This is a genomic window from Pseudomonas solani, assembly GCF_026072635.1.
Lineage (GTDB): Bacteria > Pseudomonadota > Gammaproteobacteria > Pseudomonadales > Pseudomonadaceae > Metapseudomonas > Metapseudomonas solani.
Genome location: NZ_AP023081.1, coordinates 4,670,443 through 4,686,526 on the forward strand (window position 1 = coordinate 4,670,443; position 16,084 = coordinate 4,686,526).

At 65.0% G+C, this 16,084-nt stretch carries 15 protein-coding genes; 6 read left to right on the plus strand and 9 right to left on the minus strand.

Going from position 1 to position 16,084, the window contains the following annotated elements; genetic code table 11:
* Positions 1-165 precede the first annotated feature (165 nt).
* Genes PSm6_RS21295 through gcl form a run of 3 tightly spaced genes read right to left on the minus strand, consistent with a single transcriptional unit; the run spans position 166 to position 3,692 of the window.
* Positions 166-1,056, minus strand: a complete 891-nt coding sequence (locus PSm6_RS21295) for a 2-hydroxy-3-oxopropionate reductase (protein WP_021220545.1) — start codon at positions 1,054-1,056, stop codon at positions 166-168.
* Positions 1,057-1,073: 17 nt separating this feature from the next.
* Complete coding sequence (gene hyi / locus PSm6_RS21300; RefSeq protein ID WP_021220544.1) at positions 1,074-1,856, minus strand: hydroxypyruvate isomerase; 783 nt, start codon at positions 1,854-1,856, stop codon at positions 1,074-1,076.
* Between the two features lie 60 nt (positions 1,857-1,916).
* Complete coding sequence (gcl, locus tag PSm6_RS21305) at positions 1,917-3,692, minus strand: glyoxylate carboligase (RefSeq protein ID WP_043245763.1); 1,776 nt, start codon at positions 3,690-3,692, stop codon at positions 1,917-1,919.
* A 336-nt stretch (positions 3,693-4,028) separates the two neighbouring features.
* Between gcl and PSm6_RS21310 the strand changes: the two genes are divergently transcribed.
* Complete coding sequence (locus PSm6_RS21310) at positions 4,029-4,472, plus strand: GlcG/HbpS family heme-binding protein (RefSeq protein WP_021220542.1); 444 nt, start codon at positions 4,029-4,031, stop codon at positions 4,470-4,472.
* Between the two features lie 161 nt (positions 4,473-4,633).
* Positions 4,634-6,070: an RtcB family protein gene (locus PSm6_RS21315; RefSeq protein ID WP_043245762.1), complete on the plus strand. Its 1,437-nt coding sequence runs from the start codon at positions 4,634-4,636 to the stop codon at positions 6,068-6,070.
* 10 nt (positions 6,071-6,080) lie between these two features.
* On the opposite strand, the gene PSm6_RS21320 is transcribed toward PSm6_RS21315, so the two are convergent.
* Positions 6,081-6,710, minus strand: coding sequence for a TetR/AcrR family transcriptional regulator (locus PSm6_RS21320; protein ID WP_043245761.1), 630 nt, complete (start codon positions 6,708-6,710; stop codon positions 6,081-6,083).
* Between the two features lie 218 nt (positions 6,711-6,928).
* Here PSm6_RS21320 and moaA point away from each other — a divergent pair, with 218 nt between their 5' ends.
* The 4 genes from moaA (at position 6,929) to PSm6_RS21340 (ending at position 10,969) form a co-directional block, all read left to right on the plus strand.
* Entirely contained in the window at positions 6,929-7,924 is a 996-nt protein-coding gene (gene moaA / locus PSm6_RS21325) for a GTP 3',8-cyclase MoaA (RefSeq protein WP_265168139.1), read from the plus strand.
* Between the two features lie 161 nt (positions 7,925-8,085).
* The gene (locus PSm6_RS21330) at positions 8,086-9,444 is read left to right on the plus strand and encodes an 8-oxoguanine deaminase (protein ID WP_043245759.1); all 1,359 of its coding nucleotides are present in this window, start codon (positions 8,086-8,088) and stop codon (positions 9,442-9,444) included.
* Between the two features lie 76 nt (positions 9,445-9,520).
* Complete coding sequence (locus PSm6_RS21335) at positions 9,521-10,333, plus strand: substrate-binding periplasmic protein (RefSeq protein WP_043245777.1); 813 nt, start codon at positions 9,521-9,523, stop codon at positions 10,331-10,333.
* A 186-nt stretch (positions 10,334-10,519) separates the two neighbouring features.
* On the plus strand, positions 10,520-10,969 hold the full coding sequence (locus PSm6_RS21340; protein ID WP_265168140.1) for a PA2169 family four-helix-bundle protein: 450 nt from the start codon (positions 10,520-10,522) through the stop codon (positions 10,967-10,969).
* Positions 10,970-11,051: 82 nt separating this feature from the next.
* Here PSm6_RS21340 and PSm6_RS21345 read toward each other — a convergent pair whose 3' ends face one another.
* The 5 genes from PSm6_RS21345 to PSm6_RS21365 form a co-directional block, all read right to left on the minus strand.
* Positions 11,052-11,873, minus strand: coding sequence for an outer membrane protein OmpK (locus PSm6_RS21345; protein WP_371876957.1), 822 nt, complete (start codon positions 11,871-11,873; stop codon positions 11,052-11,054).
* Positions 11,874-11,994: 121 nt separating this feature from the next.
* Entirely contained in the window at positions 11,995-12,213 is a 219-nt protein-coding gene (locus PSm6_RS21350; protein ID WP_265168141.1) for a hypothetical protein, read from the minus strand.
* Positions 12,214-12,572: 359 nt separating this feature from the next.
* Positions 12,573-13,919 (minus strand): nucleobase:cation symporter-2 family protein, encoded by a 1,347-nt coding sequence (locus PSm6_RS21355; protein ID WP_265168142.1) that lies wholly within the window; start codon positions 13,917-13,919, stop codon positions 12,573-12,575.
* Between the two features lie 255 nt (positions 13,920-14,174).
* A complete protein-coding gene (locus PSm6_RS21360; protein ID WP_184488876.1) occupies positions 14,175-15,503 on the minus strand; it encodes a urate hydroxylase PuuD in 1,329 nt (442 codons plus the stop codon).
* 53 nt (positions 15,504-15,556) lie between these two features.
* Complete coding sequence (locus PSm6_RS21365) at positions 15,557-16,060, minus strand: ureidoglycolate lyase (protein ID WP_021220531.1); 504 nt, start codon at positions 16,058-16,060, stop codon at positions 15,557-15,559.
* Positions 16,061-16,084: the final 24 nt, after the last annotated feature.

The window sequence follows — 16,084 nt, forward strand, 5'->3', positions numbered from 1 at the left end:
GGCGCTGAATTCTTGTTCTGGTGGTGCTTTCGAGGGCGATTCCAGTCCCGAGCCGCCGCGTGCAGCGGCTCGGGACTGGAATCGACCTCCCTGGCCATTGGGCCGTGACTCCGCCAGCCAGGAAGGTCGAAAGGGGTGCCGGGCGGGTGCCCGGCGAAGTGCGGCTTACTCTTTGCGGATGGAGAAATTGGCCATGTGCTCCAGGCCCTTCACCAGCGCGGAGTGGTCCCAGTTGCTGCCACCGATGGCGGCGCAGGTGCTGAACACCTGCTGGGCGTTGGCGGTGTTGGGCAGGTTCAGGCCCAGCTCGCGCGCGCCGGCCAGGGCCAGGTTGAGGTCCTTCTGGTGCAGGCTGATGCGGAAGCCCGGGTCGAAGGTGCCCTTGATCATGCGCTCGCCGTGCACTTCGAGGATCTTCGAGCCGGCGAAGCCGCCCATCAGCGCTTCGCGGACCTTGGCCGGGTCGGCGCCGTTCTTGGCGGCGAACAGCAGGGCTTCGGCAACGGCCTGGATGTTCAGGGCGACGATGATCTGGTTGGCGACCTTGGCGGTCTGGCCATCACCGTTGCCACCGACGCGGGTGATGTTCTTGCCCATGGCCTGGAACAGCGGCAGGGCGCGTTCGAAGGCGTTCGGGCAGCCACCGACCATGATGCTCAGGGTCGCGGCCTTGGCGCCGACTTCACCGCCGGATACCGGGGCGTCCAGGTAGGAAGCGCCGGTGGCCTTGACCTTCTCGGCGAAGACCTTGGTGGCGGTCGGGGAGATGGAGCTCATATCGATCACGACTTTACCGGCGCCAACGCCTTCGACCACGCCGTCCTTGCGGAACAGCACGTCGTCGACCTGGGGGGTGTCCGGAACCATGATGATGATGAATTCGGCTTCCTGGGCCACTTCGCGCGGGTTGGCCAGGGCAACGCCGTTGTCACCGACCAGGTCGGCGGGCGCCTTGTCGAAGTGCTCGGAGAAGAACAGGGTGTGGCCGGCTTTCTGCAGGTTCTGAGCCATGGGCTTGCCCATGATGCCGGTGCCGATGAATCCGATCTTGGCCATGTGGATTACCTCTTTTCTTAGATGGCGTTATGGGTTTTCAGCCAGCCAAGGCCGGCGGCGGTGGTGGTGGCGGGCTTGTATTCACAGCCGACCCAGCCCTGGTAGCCGATGCGGTCCAGGTGCTCGAAGAGGAAGCGGTAGTTGATCTCGCCGGTACCCGGCTCGTTGCGGCCGGGGTTGTCGGCCAGCTGCACGTGGTTGATCACGGCGAGGTTGCCTTCCACGGTGCGGGCCAGGTCACCTTCCATGATCTGCATGTGGTAGATGTCGTACTGCAGGAACAGGTTGGCGCTGCCGACCTTCTCGCGAATGGCCAGGGCTTGTTGGGTGGTGTTCAGGTAGAAGCCCGGGATGTCGCGGGTGTTGATCATTTCCATGACCAGGCGCAGGCCGGCGGCTTCCAGCGTGTCGGCGGCGTACTTCAGGTTGTCGACGAAGGTCTTCTCGACGGTGGCGCAGTCCGGGCCCTGGGGGCGGATACCGGCCAGGCAGTTGACCTGCTGGTTGCCAAGCACCTTGGCGTAGGCGATGGCCTTGTCCACGCCGGCGCGGAATTCCTCGACGCGGTCGGGGTGGCAGGCGATGCCGCGCTCACCCTTGGCCCAATCGCCAGCGGGCAGGTTGAACAGCACCTGTTCCAGCTTGTTGGCGTCCAGGCGGGCCTTGATCTCTTCGGCCGGGAAGTCATAGGGGAAGAGGTATTCGACACCGGTGAAACCGGCTTCGGCAGCGGCGGCGAAGCGGTCCAGGAAGTCGACTTCGGTGAACAGCATCGACAGGTTGGCGGCAAAACGGGGCATGAAGATTCTCCTCGGTAGACGTCCCTCTCCCGCCACGAACGGGAGAGGGGGCATTGCTCGTCAGTCCAGCATCGAGATGGCAGTCGGGGCGTCGGCGCCACGCAGGGCCAGTTCCTCGAACTCGTTGACGGCGTTGATCTCGGTACCCATGGAGATGTTGGTGACACGCTCCAGGATGACCTCGACTACGACCGGTACGCGGAACTCTTCCATCAGCTTGCGAGCCTGGGCGAAGGCACCCTGCAGCTCGTTGGCGTCGAACACGCGGATCGCCTTGCAACCCAGGCCCTCGACCACGGCGACGTGGTCGACGCCGTAGCCGTTGAGCTCCGGTGCGTTGATGTTTTCGAAGGACAGCTGCACGCAGAAGTCGATCTCGAAGCCACGCTGCGCCTGGCGGATCAGGCCCAGGTAGGAGTTGTTCACCAGCACGTGGATGTAGGGCAGGTTGAACTGCGCGCCCACGGCCAGTTCTTCGATCATGAACTGGAAGTCATAGTCGCCGGACAGCGCGACCACTTGGCGAGCCGGGTCGGCCTTGACCACGCCGAGGGCGGCGGGGATGGTCCAGCCCAGCGGGCCGGCCTGGCCGCAGTTGATCCAGTGGCGCGGCTTGTACACGTGCAGGAACTGGGCGCCGGCGATCTGCGACAGACCGATGGTGCTGACGTAGCAGGTGTCCTTGCCGAAGAACTCGTTCATCTCTTCGTAGACGCGCTGGGGCTTGACCGGCACGTTGTCGAAGTGGGTCTTGCGCTGCAGGGTGCGCTTGCGCTCGCGGCAGGATTCGGCCCAGGCGTTGCGGTCCTTCAGCTTGCCGGCGGCTTTCCACTCGCGGGCGACTTCCAGGAAGGCGTCCAGCGCGGAGCCGGCGTCGGAGACGATGCCCAGGTCCGGGGTGAATACGCGGCCGATCTGGGTCGGTTCGATATCGACGTGGATGAAGCGACGACCCTGGGTGTAGACGTCGACGGAGCCGGTGTGGCGGTTGGCCCAACGGTTGCCGATGCCGAACACCAGGTCGGACTCCAGCAGGGTGGCGTTGCCGTAGCGGTGCGAGGTCTGCAGGCCGCACATGCCGGCCATCAGCGCGTGGTCGTCGGGGATGGTGCCCCAGCCCATCAGGGTCGGGATCACCGGCACGCCGGTCAGCTCGGCGAACTCCACCAGCTTCTCGGAGGCGTCGGCGTTGATGATGCCGCCACCGGCCACCAGCAGCGGGCGCTCGGCGTCATTGAGCATGGCCAGGGCCTTCTCGGCCTGGATTCGGGAAGCGGACGGTTTGTTCACTGCCAGGGGCTGGTAGGCCTCGATGTCGAACTCGATCTCGGCCATCTGCACGTCGAAGGGCAGGTCGATCAGCACGGGGCCGGGGCGGCCGCTGCGCATTTCGAAGAAGGCCTTCTGGAAGGCGTAGGGAACCTGGCCCGGCTCGAGGACGGTGGTCGCCCACTTGGTCACCGGCTTGACGATGTTGGTGATGTCGACGGCCTGGAAGTCTTCCTTGTGCAGGCGTGCACGGGGAGCCTGGCCGGTGATGCAGAGGATCGGGATGGAGTCGGCCGACGCCGAGTACAGGCCGGTGACCATGTCGGTGCCGGCGGGGCCGGAGGTACCGATGCACAGGCCGATGTTGCCCGGGTTGGTACGGGTGTAGCCCTCGGCCATGTGCGAGGCGCCTTCGACGTGACGAGCCAGTACATGGTCAATGCCGCCGATTTTGTTCAGTGCAGCGTAAAGCGGGTTGATGGCGGCGCCGGGGATGCCGAACGCGGTGTCGATGCCTTCGCGGCGCATCACCAGGACGGCGGCCTCGATTGCTCTCATTTTGGCCATGTTTTGTGCCTCTTTTCTTGTGAAAATTGTATACAAGGTGCTTGAGCCGGATTCTATTCAGCTGCCGACTCAAGGGTCAAGGAGATTTGTCGGGCGAAATGTCGCAGGCTGGTGAATCTTTAAAACGCCCGTTTGATGCGGCTTCTAGAGCTTTATAGGTACAGTGGCAGAGTAACTGTATACAAAATTCATTTTAATTGTATATATGGATTGATTTTTTTGTGTTCGGTGAGATAGTTGAGAAAAGCACCGCCATTCGTACCCCGGCTCCGTGAAGGCCAGCACCACCCGGCGACGTGCCAATGCTTTCAACCACTCCCCTGAGGAAGCCTCACGATGAGCACCCTGTCCCTGGAAACCGCCGTCAGCATCTCCAACCGCGCACTGGCCATCGGTCGCGAGCTGCGTACCGCCCCCCTGACCATCGCCGTGCTGGATGCCGGCGGTCACCTGATCACCCTGCAACGTGAAGACGGCGCGAGCATGCTTCGCCCGCAGATCGCCATCGGCAAGGCATGGGGCGCCGTTGCCCTGGGCAAGGGCTCGCGCCTGATCGCCGCCGACGCCCAGCAGCGCCCGGCCTTTATCGGTGCGGTGAACAACCTGGCGGACGGTAACCTGGTGCCGGCGCCGGGCGGTGTGCTGATCCGCAACCAGGCGGGCGAGGTGATCGGCGCCATCGGCATCAGCGGCGACACCTCCGACATCGACGAGCAGTGCGCCATCAGCGGCGTGGAGTCGGTGGGCCTGAAGGCCGATGCCGGTATCGCCGCGGCCTGATCCCCTCCCGTGCCTCCCGGCTGCGGGAGGCACCCTGGCGCAGGTGTTGAATCGCCCCGGCGATGCCGCTACCATCCGCGCCGTCCCTTTCTGCTGCTGACGGACATCCACATCGCCAATTCGGCGATGTCTTTTTTCGTCTGTCGAAAAAGCAGCATTCCATGAAGAAGACTCTCTTCAAGCGGGTCCAGCAGAAGCTGGCCCGATCCGGCGTGGCCATCAGCCGCGTCAATGGCAACACCCTGTCCGTTTCCTCACTGAACAGCGCCGGCCTGGGTGCCAGCATCCTGTTGCCCGAATCTTTTCCCATCGAGGAAAAGGCGGTGCTGCAGCTGCTGGATTTCGCCGGCGTGTCTCACCCCGAAGGCGGTGAGGTGCGTTGCGCCTGCGCGACGCCGGACTTCCACGCCGGCTCCGGCATCCCGGTGGGCTCGGTGATCGTCACCAGCCCCGACATGGTGATTCCCCAGAGCATCGGTACCGATATCAACTGTGGCATGCGCCTGCATCGGCTGGGCATCCACTACGACGCCTTCCTCGCACGCAAGGCGGAATGGGTGGAGCGGGTGCGCGGCGACCTGCTGGGCGGCACCCGCAACATTCCCACCGCGCCGGGCGACATGACCGCGCTGTTCGCCGGTGGGCTGGGTGATTTCTGGAGTGCGGTGGGGCGTCGCTCCAACCGCGACGGGATCCTGGCGCGGCTCGACCTGGAGCAGGTGACGCGTGAACTGGCCGGGCTGCACCCGTCGTCGTTCGCCCGTGGCGAGGCGGCCTACGCACCCGAGGCGCTGCAGAACACGGGCCGCGCGGTACTGCGCGACCCGGGGCTGGGCACCATCGGCGGTGGCAACCACTTCGTCGAGGTGCAGGTGGTGACCGAACTGGTGGACCGGCGCGCCTGCTTCGAGCGCGGGCTGTCAGTGGGGCAGGTGGTGGTGATGATCCATACCGGCTCGCGGGATGTCGGCTTCCATGTCGGCCGTCGCTGGATGGACAAGGCCCGGGAGCTGTGGCCCAAGGGAATGAAGCATCCCGAGTCCAAGGTGTTCGCCCTGGTGGGCGAGATGGCCGGGCAATACCTGCTGGCCATGCACAGTGCGGCCCATTACGCCGACGCCAACCGGGCGCTGATCGCCGAGATGGTACGCCAGCGCACCCGCGAGCTGTTCGGGCCGGACACCGAAGCGCCGCTGCTGGTGGATGTGCCCCACAACATCGTGCTGCAGGAGGCGGTGGGCAACGTGCATCGCAAGGGCGCGACGCCGGCCTATGCGGGGCAGGACCTGCTCATCCCCGGCAGCATGGGCCATGACTCCTACCTGCTCACCGGGCTCGGCAACGAGCGCTGGCTGAGTTCGGCCAGTCACGGCGCGGGGCGCTCGATGTCGCGCAGCGAGATCCTGTTCAAGGGCCGCAAGGACCCGGGCATTCTCGGGCTGGAGCGGGTGCAGTGCATCACCACCCGCGAGGAGCGGCTGATCGAGGAGGCGCCTGGCGCCTATAAGGAGATCGGCGACGTGGTGCGTTCGCAGGTGGAGGAGGAAACGGTGGCGGTGATCGCCCGGTTCAGCCCGGTGCTCACCTTCAAGGCCTGAGGGGAGCCCCTCAGGCGCTCTGCGCCTGGGGGACTTCTTCCACTTCGCAGCCTTTCAGCACGAGGCGGATGATGGTGTCGGCGGCGGCTTCGTAATCGGCATCGCTGAGGCTGGCCTTGCCGGTGACGACGGAGATCTGCCAGTCGAAGTCGGCATAGGTCTGGGTCGCGGCCCAGATGCTGAACAGCAGGTGGCTGGGGTCGATCCTGGCCATCAGCCCCTGGTCGATCCAGCCCTGGATGCAGGCGATGTTGTGGCGGGCCTGCTCGTTCAGGTGGGCGGTCTGCTCGGCGGAGAGGTGCGGCGCGCCGTGCATGATCTCGCTGGCGAACACCTTGGAGGCGTAGGGCAGCTCGCGGGAGATGCGGATCTTCGAGCGGATGTAGGCCTTGAGCACATCACCCGGGTGCCCGCCCGCATTGAACGGGTGGGAGGCGGCCAGCAACGGCTCGACGATGCTTTCGAGCACCTCGCGGTAGAGGTTCTCCTTGGACTTGAAGTAGTAGTAGACGTTGGGCTTTGGCAGGCCGGCCTTGGCTGCGATGTCGCTGGTCTTGGTGGCGGCGAAACCCTTGTCGGCAAACTCTTCACTGGCTGCCCGCAGGATCAGCTCTTTATTGCGCTCGCGAATGCTGCTCACATCTGCTCCTCTGTGCACTCGCCGGTGCCGTCACGGGTCGGCTGGCGGGCGGTCGGGCATGGTAGCACCGGGCTCCCGGGCCTCTCAAGCAAGCGGGTAGGGCGGTGCAGGGGCCGGGCGAAAGGTTTCTGTATACAAGATTTGCGATTTCTGTTTCTATTTCGCATCCGTCCATGCCGCCGGGGTCCTGACCGGCGCGTGTTGCGGCAGGCTGCACCATGCGAGACAGCACATTGCGCGACCCCTTCGGTCGCCGGATCACCTACCTGCGCCTCTCGGTCACCGACCGTTGCGACTTCCGTTGCACCTACTGCATGAGCGAAGACATGGTCTTCGCTCCGCGGGCGCAGATACTCAGCCTCGAAGAACTCTACGCCGTGGCCGATGCCTTCATCGGGCTCGGGGTCAAGCGCATCCGCGTGACCGGTGGCGAGCCGCTGGTGCGCAAGGGCGTGACCGGCCTGCTGGCCCGGCTCGGCGCCCGTAGGGAACTGGATGACCTGGCCATCACCAGCAACGGCTCGCAGCTCGCCCACATGGCCCAGGACCTGCGCGCCGCTGGCGTCACCCGCCTAAACATCAGCCTCGATTCCCTGCAGCGCGAGCGTTTCGCCGCCTTCACCCGTCGCGATAGCCTCGACCAGGTACTGGCCGGCATCGACGCCGCGCGTGCGGCCGGCTTCCGTCGCATCAAGCTCAACACCGTGGTGCAGAAGGGCCGCAATGACGACGAGGTGGAGGACCTGGTGGCCTTCGCCGTCGAGCGTGACCTGGATATCAGCTTCATCGAGGAGATGCCCCTGGGCAGCATCTCCAGCCACGAGCGCAAGGTCACCCTGTGCACCTCCGAAGAGGTGCGCGAGCGGGTCGAGCAGCGCTTCCAGCTGCTGCCCAGCAGCCATCGCACCGGTGGCCCCTCGCGCTATTGGCAGGTGATCGGCAGCAACACCCAGGTCGGGTTCATTTCCCCCCACAGCCGCAACTTCTGCGGCGACTGCAACCGCGTGCGCGTCACCGCCGAAGGCAAGCTGGTGCTGTGCCTCGGCCACGAAGGTGCGCTGGACCTCAAGGCCCTGATCCGTCGCCACCCCGGTGACAGCGATCGACTCCGCGCAGCCCTGGTGGATGCCCTGAGGCTGAAGCCGGAGCGGCACCATTTCGAGGCGGACTCCCAGGTACAGGTAGTCCGCTTCATGAGCACCACCGGCGGCTGATCGGGCTGCTGGGCTTAGGCCCGGCTGCGTTGCGCCCTCTCGCCGTACGTACCGTACTGTCTTCGAGGGCGCGCCTTGCCGGTCCGTCTCCCAGCAACCCGATCCGTTGCTGCATTCCTTTTCAAGAACAAGAGCGCCCTGAAGGGCTGAGGAGATTGAGCATGGGCAAGACATTGCTGGTGAAGAACGCTGACCTGCTGGTCACGATGGACGGCGAGCGCCGTGAGCTGAAGCAGGGCGGGTTGTTCATCGAGGACAACATCATCCGTCAGGTGGGGCCGAGCGCCGAGCTGCCGCAGACCGCCGACGAGGTGCTGGACCTCAAGGGCCATATCGTCATCCCCGGCCTGGTCAACACCCACCACCACATGTACCAGAGCCTCACCCGCGTGGTGCCGGCCGCCCAGGACGGCGAGTTGTTCAACTGGCTGACCAACCTCTACCCGATCTGGGCGCGCCTGACCCCGGAGATGATCCAGGTCTCCACCCAGACGGCCATGGCCGAGCTGATCCTCTCCGGCTGCACCACCTCCAGCGACCACCTGTACATCTACCCCAACGGCTGCAAGCTGGACGACAGCATCCACGCCGCCGGGGAGATCGGCATGCGCTTCCACGCCGCGCGCGGCAGCATGAGCGTCGGCCGCAGCCAGGGCGGCCTGCCGCCGGATTCGGTGGTGGAGAAGGAGGCGGACATCCTCAAGGAGTCCCAGCGCCTGATCGAGGATTACCACGACGCGTCCCACGGCTCGATGCTGCGGGTGGTGGTGGCGCCGTGCTCGCCCTTCTCGGTGAGCCGCGACCTGATGCGCGAGGCGGCGGTGCTGGCGCGCCAGTACGGCGTGTCGCTGCACACCCACCTGGCGGAGAACGTCAACGACATCGCCTACAGCCGCGAGAAGTTCGGCATGACCCCGGCCGAATACGCCGAGGACCTGGGTTGGGTCGGCCATGACGTGTGGCACGCCCACTGCGTGCAACTCGACCAGCACGGCATCGACCTGTTCGCCCGTACCGGCACCGGTGTCGCCCACTGCCCCTGCTCGAACATGCGCCTGGCGTCCGGCATCGCGCCGATCCGCCGCATGCGTGACGCCGGCGTGCCGGTTGGCCTGGGCGTGGACGGCTCGGCTTCCAACGACGGCGCCACCATGATCGGCGAGGTGCGCCAGGCCCTGCTGCTGCAGCGCGTCGGCTTCGGCCCTGATGCGATGACCGCGCGCGAGGCCCTGGAGATCGCCACCCTGGGCGGCGCCAAGGTGCTCAATCGCAACGACATCGGCGCCCTGGCGTCGGGCATGGTGGCGGACTTCGTGGCCTTCGACCTGAAGCAGATCGCTTTCGCTGGCGCCCTGCACGACCCGCTGGCGGCGCTGGTGTTCTGCGCCCCGGCCCAGGTCTCCCACAGCGTGATCAACGGTCGCCAGGTGGTGAAGGACGGCCAGCTGGTGACGGTCGACCTGCCGCGTGTGATCGAGCGCCACAACCGCCTCGCCCACCAGTTGGTGCTGGGCGAGTGATGACCAGCCGGCCGCGTTTGCCTCGCGGCCGGTCCCTGTTCCTCGATATAAGGAGAGTCTCTTGAGAACACGGTATCTGGGTTGGCTGCTGGCCGGCCTGTTGCCCCTGGGCGCCGCCCATGGGGAAAGCTATGTGGTGGGCGTCGAGCGCCAGTCCTTCCAGCCGCACTACTGGGTCGACGAGCAGGGCGAGTACCGCGGTTTCGCCCGCGAGGTGCTGGACCTTTTCGCCCGCAGCGAACGCATCGAGTTGAGCTACCGCCCCCTGGCGGTTACCGAACTCACCGGGCGCCTGCTCAAGGGCGAGGTGGATCTGAAGTACCCGGACAGCCCCGAATGGGCCGACGACCTCAAGGCCGGCAAACCCATGGCTTACAGCGAGCCGGTGGTGGGCTACGTGGATGGCGTGCTGGTGGAGCCCCAGCGGGTCGGGCAGGGCGTCGAGACCCTGCAGCGGCTGGCCATGGTGCAGGGTTGGACACCCCGTGGTTACCAGTCGCGCATCGACGAGGGCAAGGTGCAGCTGGTGCAGGGCAACGACCTGCGGCAGATGATCCGCCAGGCGTTGAAGAAGCAGGCTGATGGCGCCTATTTCAACGTGGTGGTCGCCACCTATTACCTGGACAACATCCGTGCCCGCCCGGGTGCGCTGGTGTTCGACCCCTCGTTGCCGCACACCCGTGGCACCTTCCAGCTATCCAGCTCCCGTCACCCCGAGCTGATCCAGCGCTTCAACCGCTTCCTCGCCGAACACAAGGGCGAGGTGGACGCGCTCAAGGCGCAGTACCGCGTCGAGGCCAACCTCGATTCCGAGTACATGGGCCTGGAGCAGTGGAAGGTGGATTTCCTGGAGCGGCAGAAGAGCAAGGGCGCGCCCGCCAAACCCTGATCGACGAACGGGCGGCCCTGTGCGGAGCCGCCCGTATCCCGCCGGCTCGACCGCGTTCGCGGTGAGCCGTCCCGGCCTGCCTCGTGGCCGAAACCTTGAACCATCGGAAATCCCGTCCGGTCCATTTTTCTGAGTGGCTGAGGAAGAAACTCGGCTGGAATCCGTAGCAGAAAAGAGGAAAGCACGATGGATAACCACAAGGCTATCTCCGTTCTCAACGACCTGATCGAAACCAGCAAGGACGGCGAAAAAGGGTTTCTCGAATGTGCCGAGGACATCAAGAATCCACAACTGAAAGCCACCTTCACCCAGCGCTCCCAGGAATGCGCACGCGCCGCTGCCGAGTTGCAGCAGGTGGTCCGCTCCATGGGCGGTGATCCGGAAACCTCCCCCAGCGTGGCGGGTGCCGTGCACCGTCGCTGGATCGACCTCAAGGCGCTGGTCACCGGCAAGGACGACACGGCGATTCTCAACGAGTGCGAGCGCGGCGAAGACGTGGCGCTGAAGCACTACAAGGAAGCACTGGGCAAGGAGCTGCCGGCGCCCGCGCGTTCCATCGTCGAGAAGCAACTGCTCGGCGTGCAGCGCAACCATGACCAGATCAAGGCCCTGCGCAATCTGGCCAAGGCCAGCTAATGCGGGCCCCGGTGGCTTTCGGGCCACCCACGAAAAAGGGACGGCGTTTTGCGCCGTCCCTTTTTTCATGCCGCGAACCTGATCAGAAGTGCACTTTGACCAGCAGGCTGGCGGTGTTCTGGTCGGTGCCGCCGAGGATGTCGTCACCGAGGAAGCTGTCATCGTCGATGCCGTACTTGTTGCTCCAGTAGTCGTACTCGACGCCCACGTAGAGCTGCTTGGCGCCCAGGTCCAGGGCCTTGCCCAGGTCGTACTTGATCTGCGGGTTGAAGTGCAGGTTGGCGTGCAGGTCGTTCGGGCGGCTGCTGGTGGCGTCCTTGTTGTTCCAGACCCAGTCCATGAAGCCGTCGATAAGGATGTCGGAGTCGCCCACCGGCAGGGTGTACGACCACACCGGGGTGACCTGCCACTGGCCGGACGGGTTGTTGGTGATGCCGTCGGGCTTGCGGTAGTAGAAGTTCAGCTGGAAGTAGTCGAAGCCGGGGATGGCCAGGTCGAAGCCCGGGCCCACCAGGTAGTTCTGGTTGCGGTTCTCGCCGCGCTCGTAGGTGGCGGCCAGCAGCACGTCGGTCACCGGGCCGAAGGCGATCTTCTGGTCGAACAGCTTGCCGAAGGACAGGCGCGGGGAGATCTCACCGTAGTAGGTGTTGTTGCCCGCGTTGGCGTCGGCCTTGCCGTTGTAGTTGATCTGGTCGGCGAAGATGAACAGGTCGCCCCAGGTCCAGCCACTGGCGTGCTCGAAGGTGAAGGTCTGTTGGATTTCCGGGTTGACCTTGAAATCCTTGCCATAGAGGTAGGTGACGCTGTTGTTCTGCCACAGCAGCGGGCCGTCGGCCATGGCCTGCCCTCCCGCCAGGAGGCCTGCGGTAAGGGCGATGCAGTGAGGCAGATGCTTCAGGTTCATGCGGTTTTCCTTATTTTTCAGGGCTTCAGGTTGGCCTCTACGCGGCCGGCAGGAAGCCGCCCGACGGAGCAGGGCGGTCTTGCTGGAGGCGTGGAGGGATTCCGGGTTGGCCGTCCTGGCGTCAGCTCGGCATGACGACGCGGTCGGTCTTCGGATTCCAGGGCGGCGACGGGCGATCTTCAGCGCTGGGCTGTTCGGCTGCGTCGTGCGATATGCGCCGGGCCTCGTGGGGGAAGGCAGCGGTGGGGAATGTCGTGAACGGGGAGGGCTGGACAGTGGGAATGTCGCGGTCCGGGCGGCGGGCGGCGCCGGATGTGCCGGTCTGGGCGGATGCGTTCATCGTTCAAAGCCTGCCTGTTGTTTTTGTAGGTCGTGGGCTTGCGGGTTACAGCCGTCCCGCTGGCTGCCTCGCGTTCGGAAACTGAACTGCGGGTCAGGTTTTGCGAATATAGCATCCTGTTTACAAGCTGGGTAACAAAATAAATCAAAATTGTGTACATAAAATCGGCCGCTTTGCCTGCGACCGATCGACTCGCCACGGGCCTCCCCGAACGCCCTGTAAAGCACGCAATCCCTGCACGACGCCCCTACATGCCTCGCCGTTCCGTTCGGAGGCGGATGCCCATAAAAAAGCCCGCTTTGTAGGCGGGCTGTAGTTCCTGTCCTCACCGGGTGGGTGCATTCAGGTGGGAGCAAAACTCAGTGGGCGGCGCAGTGATGGCTGCGTTCCTTCTCACCCAGGATGTTGAACAGGATGTTGAGCACCAGGGCACTGACGGTGGCCATGGCGATGCCGCTGTGGGTGATGGGTTCCATCCAGTGGGGCAGGTGGGCGAAGAATTCGGGGCGCACCACCGGCGCCATGCCCATGCCCATGCTCACGGCCACCAGCAACTGGTTGCGACGGTCGGTGATGTCCGCTTCGTGGAGGATCTTGATGCCGGTGGCGGCGACCATGCCGAACATCGCCAGGCCCGCACCGCCCAGGACCGCAGACGGAATGGAGGCCACCAGGAAGGCGGCCTTGGGCAGCAGGCTGAGGGTGATCAGGAACAGGCCGGCGACGGCGGTGACGTAGCGGCTGCGCACACCGGTCATCTGTACCAGGCCGATGTTCTGGGCGAAGGAGGAGTGGGTGAAGGTGTTGAAGAAGCCGGCGAAGAAGGAGGCGCCGGCGTCGCACAGCAGGCCACGGCGCAGGGCTTTCGGGCAGACCTCGCGGCCGGTGATCTTGCCCAGGGCGAGGAACATGCCGGTGGACTCGACGAAGATGATCACCACCACCAGGCACATGGACAGCACCGGTGCCAGCTCGAACTTGGGCATGCCGAAGTGCAGCGGGGTGACCACCTGGAACCAGGGCGCCTGCTCCAGGCCGGCGAGGTCGACCATGCCCATGCCGCCGGCGACCAGGTAGCCCACGGCCATGCCGATCAGCACCGAGACGTTGACCCAGAAGCCGCGCATGAAGCGGTTCACCAGCAGGATGATGCCCAGCACCAGGGCGGCGACCGCCAGGTATTCCAGGGCGCCGAACTGTACCGCCTTGCTGCCGCCGCCGGCCCAGTTCACTGCGACGGGGAAGAGGGTGAGGCCGATGGAGGTGATCACCGTGCCGGTTACCAGCGGCGGGAAGAAGCGCACGATGCGTGCCATGAAGGGGGCCAGCAGCAGGCCGAAGAAGCCGGCTGCGATGGTCGCGCCGAAAATACCCTGCAGGCCGACGCCGGGCATGCCGGCCATCACCACCATGCTGCCGACGGCGGCGAAGCTCGCGCCCATCATTACCGGCATGCGGATGCCCACCGGGCCGATGCCGAGCGACTGCACCAGGGTGGCGATACCGGCGACCAGCAGGTCGGCGTTGATCAGGAAGGCGATTTCCTCGCGGGACAGGCCGGCCGCCTGGCCGACGATCAGCGGCACGGCCACGGCGCCGCCGTACATCAGCAACACGTGCTGGATGCCGACGAGCAGGAGTTGCAGCAAAGGCAGGCGTTGATCGGCGGGCGGAATGGCGAGCTCGGGCTCGGTCAGCTTGGTCATGCAACACCTCTGGCGCTTTTGTTTTTGTTGAGCCTTATAGGCCGCAGCCGGCAAAGGCCGGCTGCGATCCTGGTATTCATGTTTCTGCCATCCAGGCCCAGCTGTGAGCGGTGGATGGGGCACGCGGAACAAATGGCAGGGCCTGATGCTGGAGGTGCACCGGAACGCCGTGCCGGAAGACGATAAAAAAAGCCTGCCTGGGGCAGGCTTGAAACACGGGCTGCAGCTTGGGGATGCGGCCCGTCGTGGTCGAGATCAGTTGGTCTTGGCGCCCTGGGCGATCCAGGAGCCGATCAGGTCACGCTCGGCCTGGGTCATCTGGGTGATGTTGCCCAGCGGCATGATCTGGGTGGCGACGGCCTGAGCCTGGATCTTCGGCGCGAGGGCCTGGATCTGCTGCGGAGTGTCGAACATCACGCCACCCGGAGCCGCCGTGAACAGGGGGCTGGTGGGGGTGGCGGAATGGCAGACGGAGCAGCGTTCCTGGATCACGCTGTGGACCTTGTCGAAGTCCGCACTGCCGGCATTGGCCTGGGCGGTAGCGGGCGCCTGCTCGGTGGCGGGCTGGGCCGGGGCCTGGGCCTGCTCAGCGGGCTTGCTGGCTTCGGTGGTGGCTGCCGGCGCTGCGGCTTCGGTCTTGGCCGGTGCGGTGACCGGGGCGACGTTGGCGGTGGGCGCGGTGGCGGCCTTGTAGTTCGGCGAGGTGACGAAGGCCAGGCAGATCATGCCCAGTGCACCGGCCGGGAGGGTCCAGGCGAACTTGTTGCTCTCGTGGCGGGTGTTGAAGTAGTGGCGCACGAGAACGGCGATCACCGCGATCCCGGCCAGGATCAGCCAGTTGTACTTGCTGCCGTAGGTGCTCGGGAAGTGGTTGCTGATCATGATGAACAGCACCGGCAAGGTGAAGTAGTTGTTGTGGCGCGAGCGCAGCAGGCCCTTGGCCGGCAGGGCCGGGTCCGGGGTGCGGTTCTCTTCGATGGCCTTAACCAGTGCACGCTGTGCCGGCATGATGATGCGGAACACGTTGCCGACCATGATGGTGCCGATCAGTGCGCCGACGTGGATGTAGGCACCACGGCCGCTGAACACCTGGGTGAAGCCCCAGGCGGCGCCGATCACCAGCACGAAGAGGATCAGGCCGAGGAGGGCGGGTTGCTTGCCCAGGGGCGAGTCGCACAGCAGGTCATAGATGAACCAGCCGGCGATCAGCGAACCCACGCCGATGGCGATGGCTGCCGCAGGGGCGAGGTCCAGGCCGGGGGCGATCAGGTACAGGGTCGGGTTCAGGTAGAACACCACGGTCAGCAGGGCGACGCCCGACAGCCAGGTGAAATAGGCTTCCCATTTGAACCAGTGCAGGTTGTCCGGCATTTTCGGCGGGGCGAGCTTGTATTTCTCCAGGTGGTAGATGCCACCCCCGTGGATCGCCCACAGGTCACCGGCCAGCCCGTCGCGCGGGGCCTTGCGGTTGAGGTTGTTCTCCAGCCAGACGAAATAGAACGATGCGCCGATCCAGGCGATACCGGTGATCATGTGAACCCAGCGAATGCTCAGGTTCAGCCATTCGGTCAGATGTGCTTCCACAGTACGTACCTCTTTCCCGAACGATCGGCACGGCGATCGCTGGGCTTCTCTTATTAGTGGTGGGGGTCGAGGAAGAGCTGTTCGTCCTCGGTGAAGTAATGCTCATCGCAGTTGTTGCCAGAACCACTGCGATCAACCACCAGGAAGTCATCCCGCTTTTCGATCGTCAGCACCGGGTGGTGCCAAACGCCGCGATGGTAATTAACGCCCTGCTTGCCATTGGTGAGGAAAGCACGGACCAGACCCGGTACAGGTGCATCGCCAACGGGCGCGACCACGACCAGAAAGGGGTTGCCGAGCAGCGGTATGAAGGCCTGGCTGCCCTGCGGATGTCGTTCAAGCATGCTGATGGGGCGGGGCATCTCCAGGGATTCGGCGCTGAAGATGCTGATGATCGCCTTGTCGTCCGGCTGGGCCGTTTCGACGGTGGCCAGCTTGTGGTAACGGCGGGTGGAGCCGTTGTTGATCATGAAGAATTCGCTGCCTTCGGTTTCGATGACGTCACCGAACGCGGCGAAGGCTTCTTTGGTCAGGGGCTCGATCTTGAGAGTGCGCATGCTGTTCTTCTTATCCTTACTGTC

Bases quoted from the DNA above. Each gene is read 5' to 3' on its own strand.
- PSm6_RS21350 (WP_265168141.1), bottom strand. From the start codon at position 12,213: ATGAACGCATCCGCCCAGACCGGCACATCCGGCGCCGCCCGCCGCCCG.
- hyi (WP_021220544.1), bottom strand. From the start codon at position 1,856: ATGCCCCGTTTTGCCGCCAACCTGTCGATGCTGTTCACCGAAGTCGAC.
- PSm6_RS21365 (WP_021220531.1), bottom strand. From the start codon at position 16,060: ATGCGCACTCTCAAGATCGAGCCCCTGACCAAAGAAGCCTTCGCCGCG.
- PSm6_RS21295 (WP_021220545.1), bottom strand. From the start codon at position 1,056: ATGGCCAAGATCGGATTCATCGGCACCGGCATCATGGGCAAGCCCATG.
- gcl (WP_043245763.1), bottom strand. From the start codon at position 3,692: ATGGCCAAAATGAGAGCAATCGAGGCCGCCGTCCTGGTGATGCGCCGC.
- PSm6_RS21355 (WP_265168142.1), bottom strand. From the start codon at position 13,919: ATGACCAAGCTGACCGAGCCCGAGCTCGCCATTCCGCCCGCCGATCAA.
- PSm6_RS21310 (WP_021220542.1), top strand. From the start codon at position 4,029: ATGAGCACCCTGTCCCTGGAAACCGCCGTCAGCATCTCCAACCGCGCA.
- PSm6_RS21340 (WP_265168140.1), top strand. From the start codon at position 10,520: ATGGATAACCACAAGGCTATCTCCGTTCTCAACGACCTGATCGAAACC.
- moaA (WP_265168139.1), top strand. From the start codon at position 6,929: ATGCGAGACAGCACATTGCGCGACCCCTTCGGTCGCCGGATCACCTAC.
- PSm6_RS21330 (WP_043245759.1), top strand. From the start codon at position 8,086: ATGGGCAAGACATTGCTGGTGAAGAACGCTGACCTGCTGGTCACGATG.
- PSm6_RS21345 (WP_371876957.1), bottom strand. From the start codon at position 11,873: ATGAACCTGAAGCATCTGCCTCACTGCATCGCCCTTACCGCAGGCCTC.
- PSm6_RS21315 (WP_043245762.1), top strand. From the start codon at position 4,634: ATGAAGAAGACTCTCTTCAAGCGGGTCCAGCAGAAGCTGGCCCGATCC.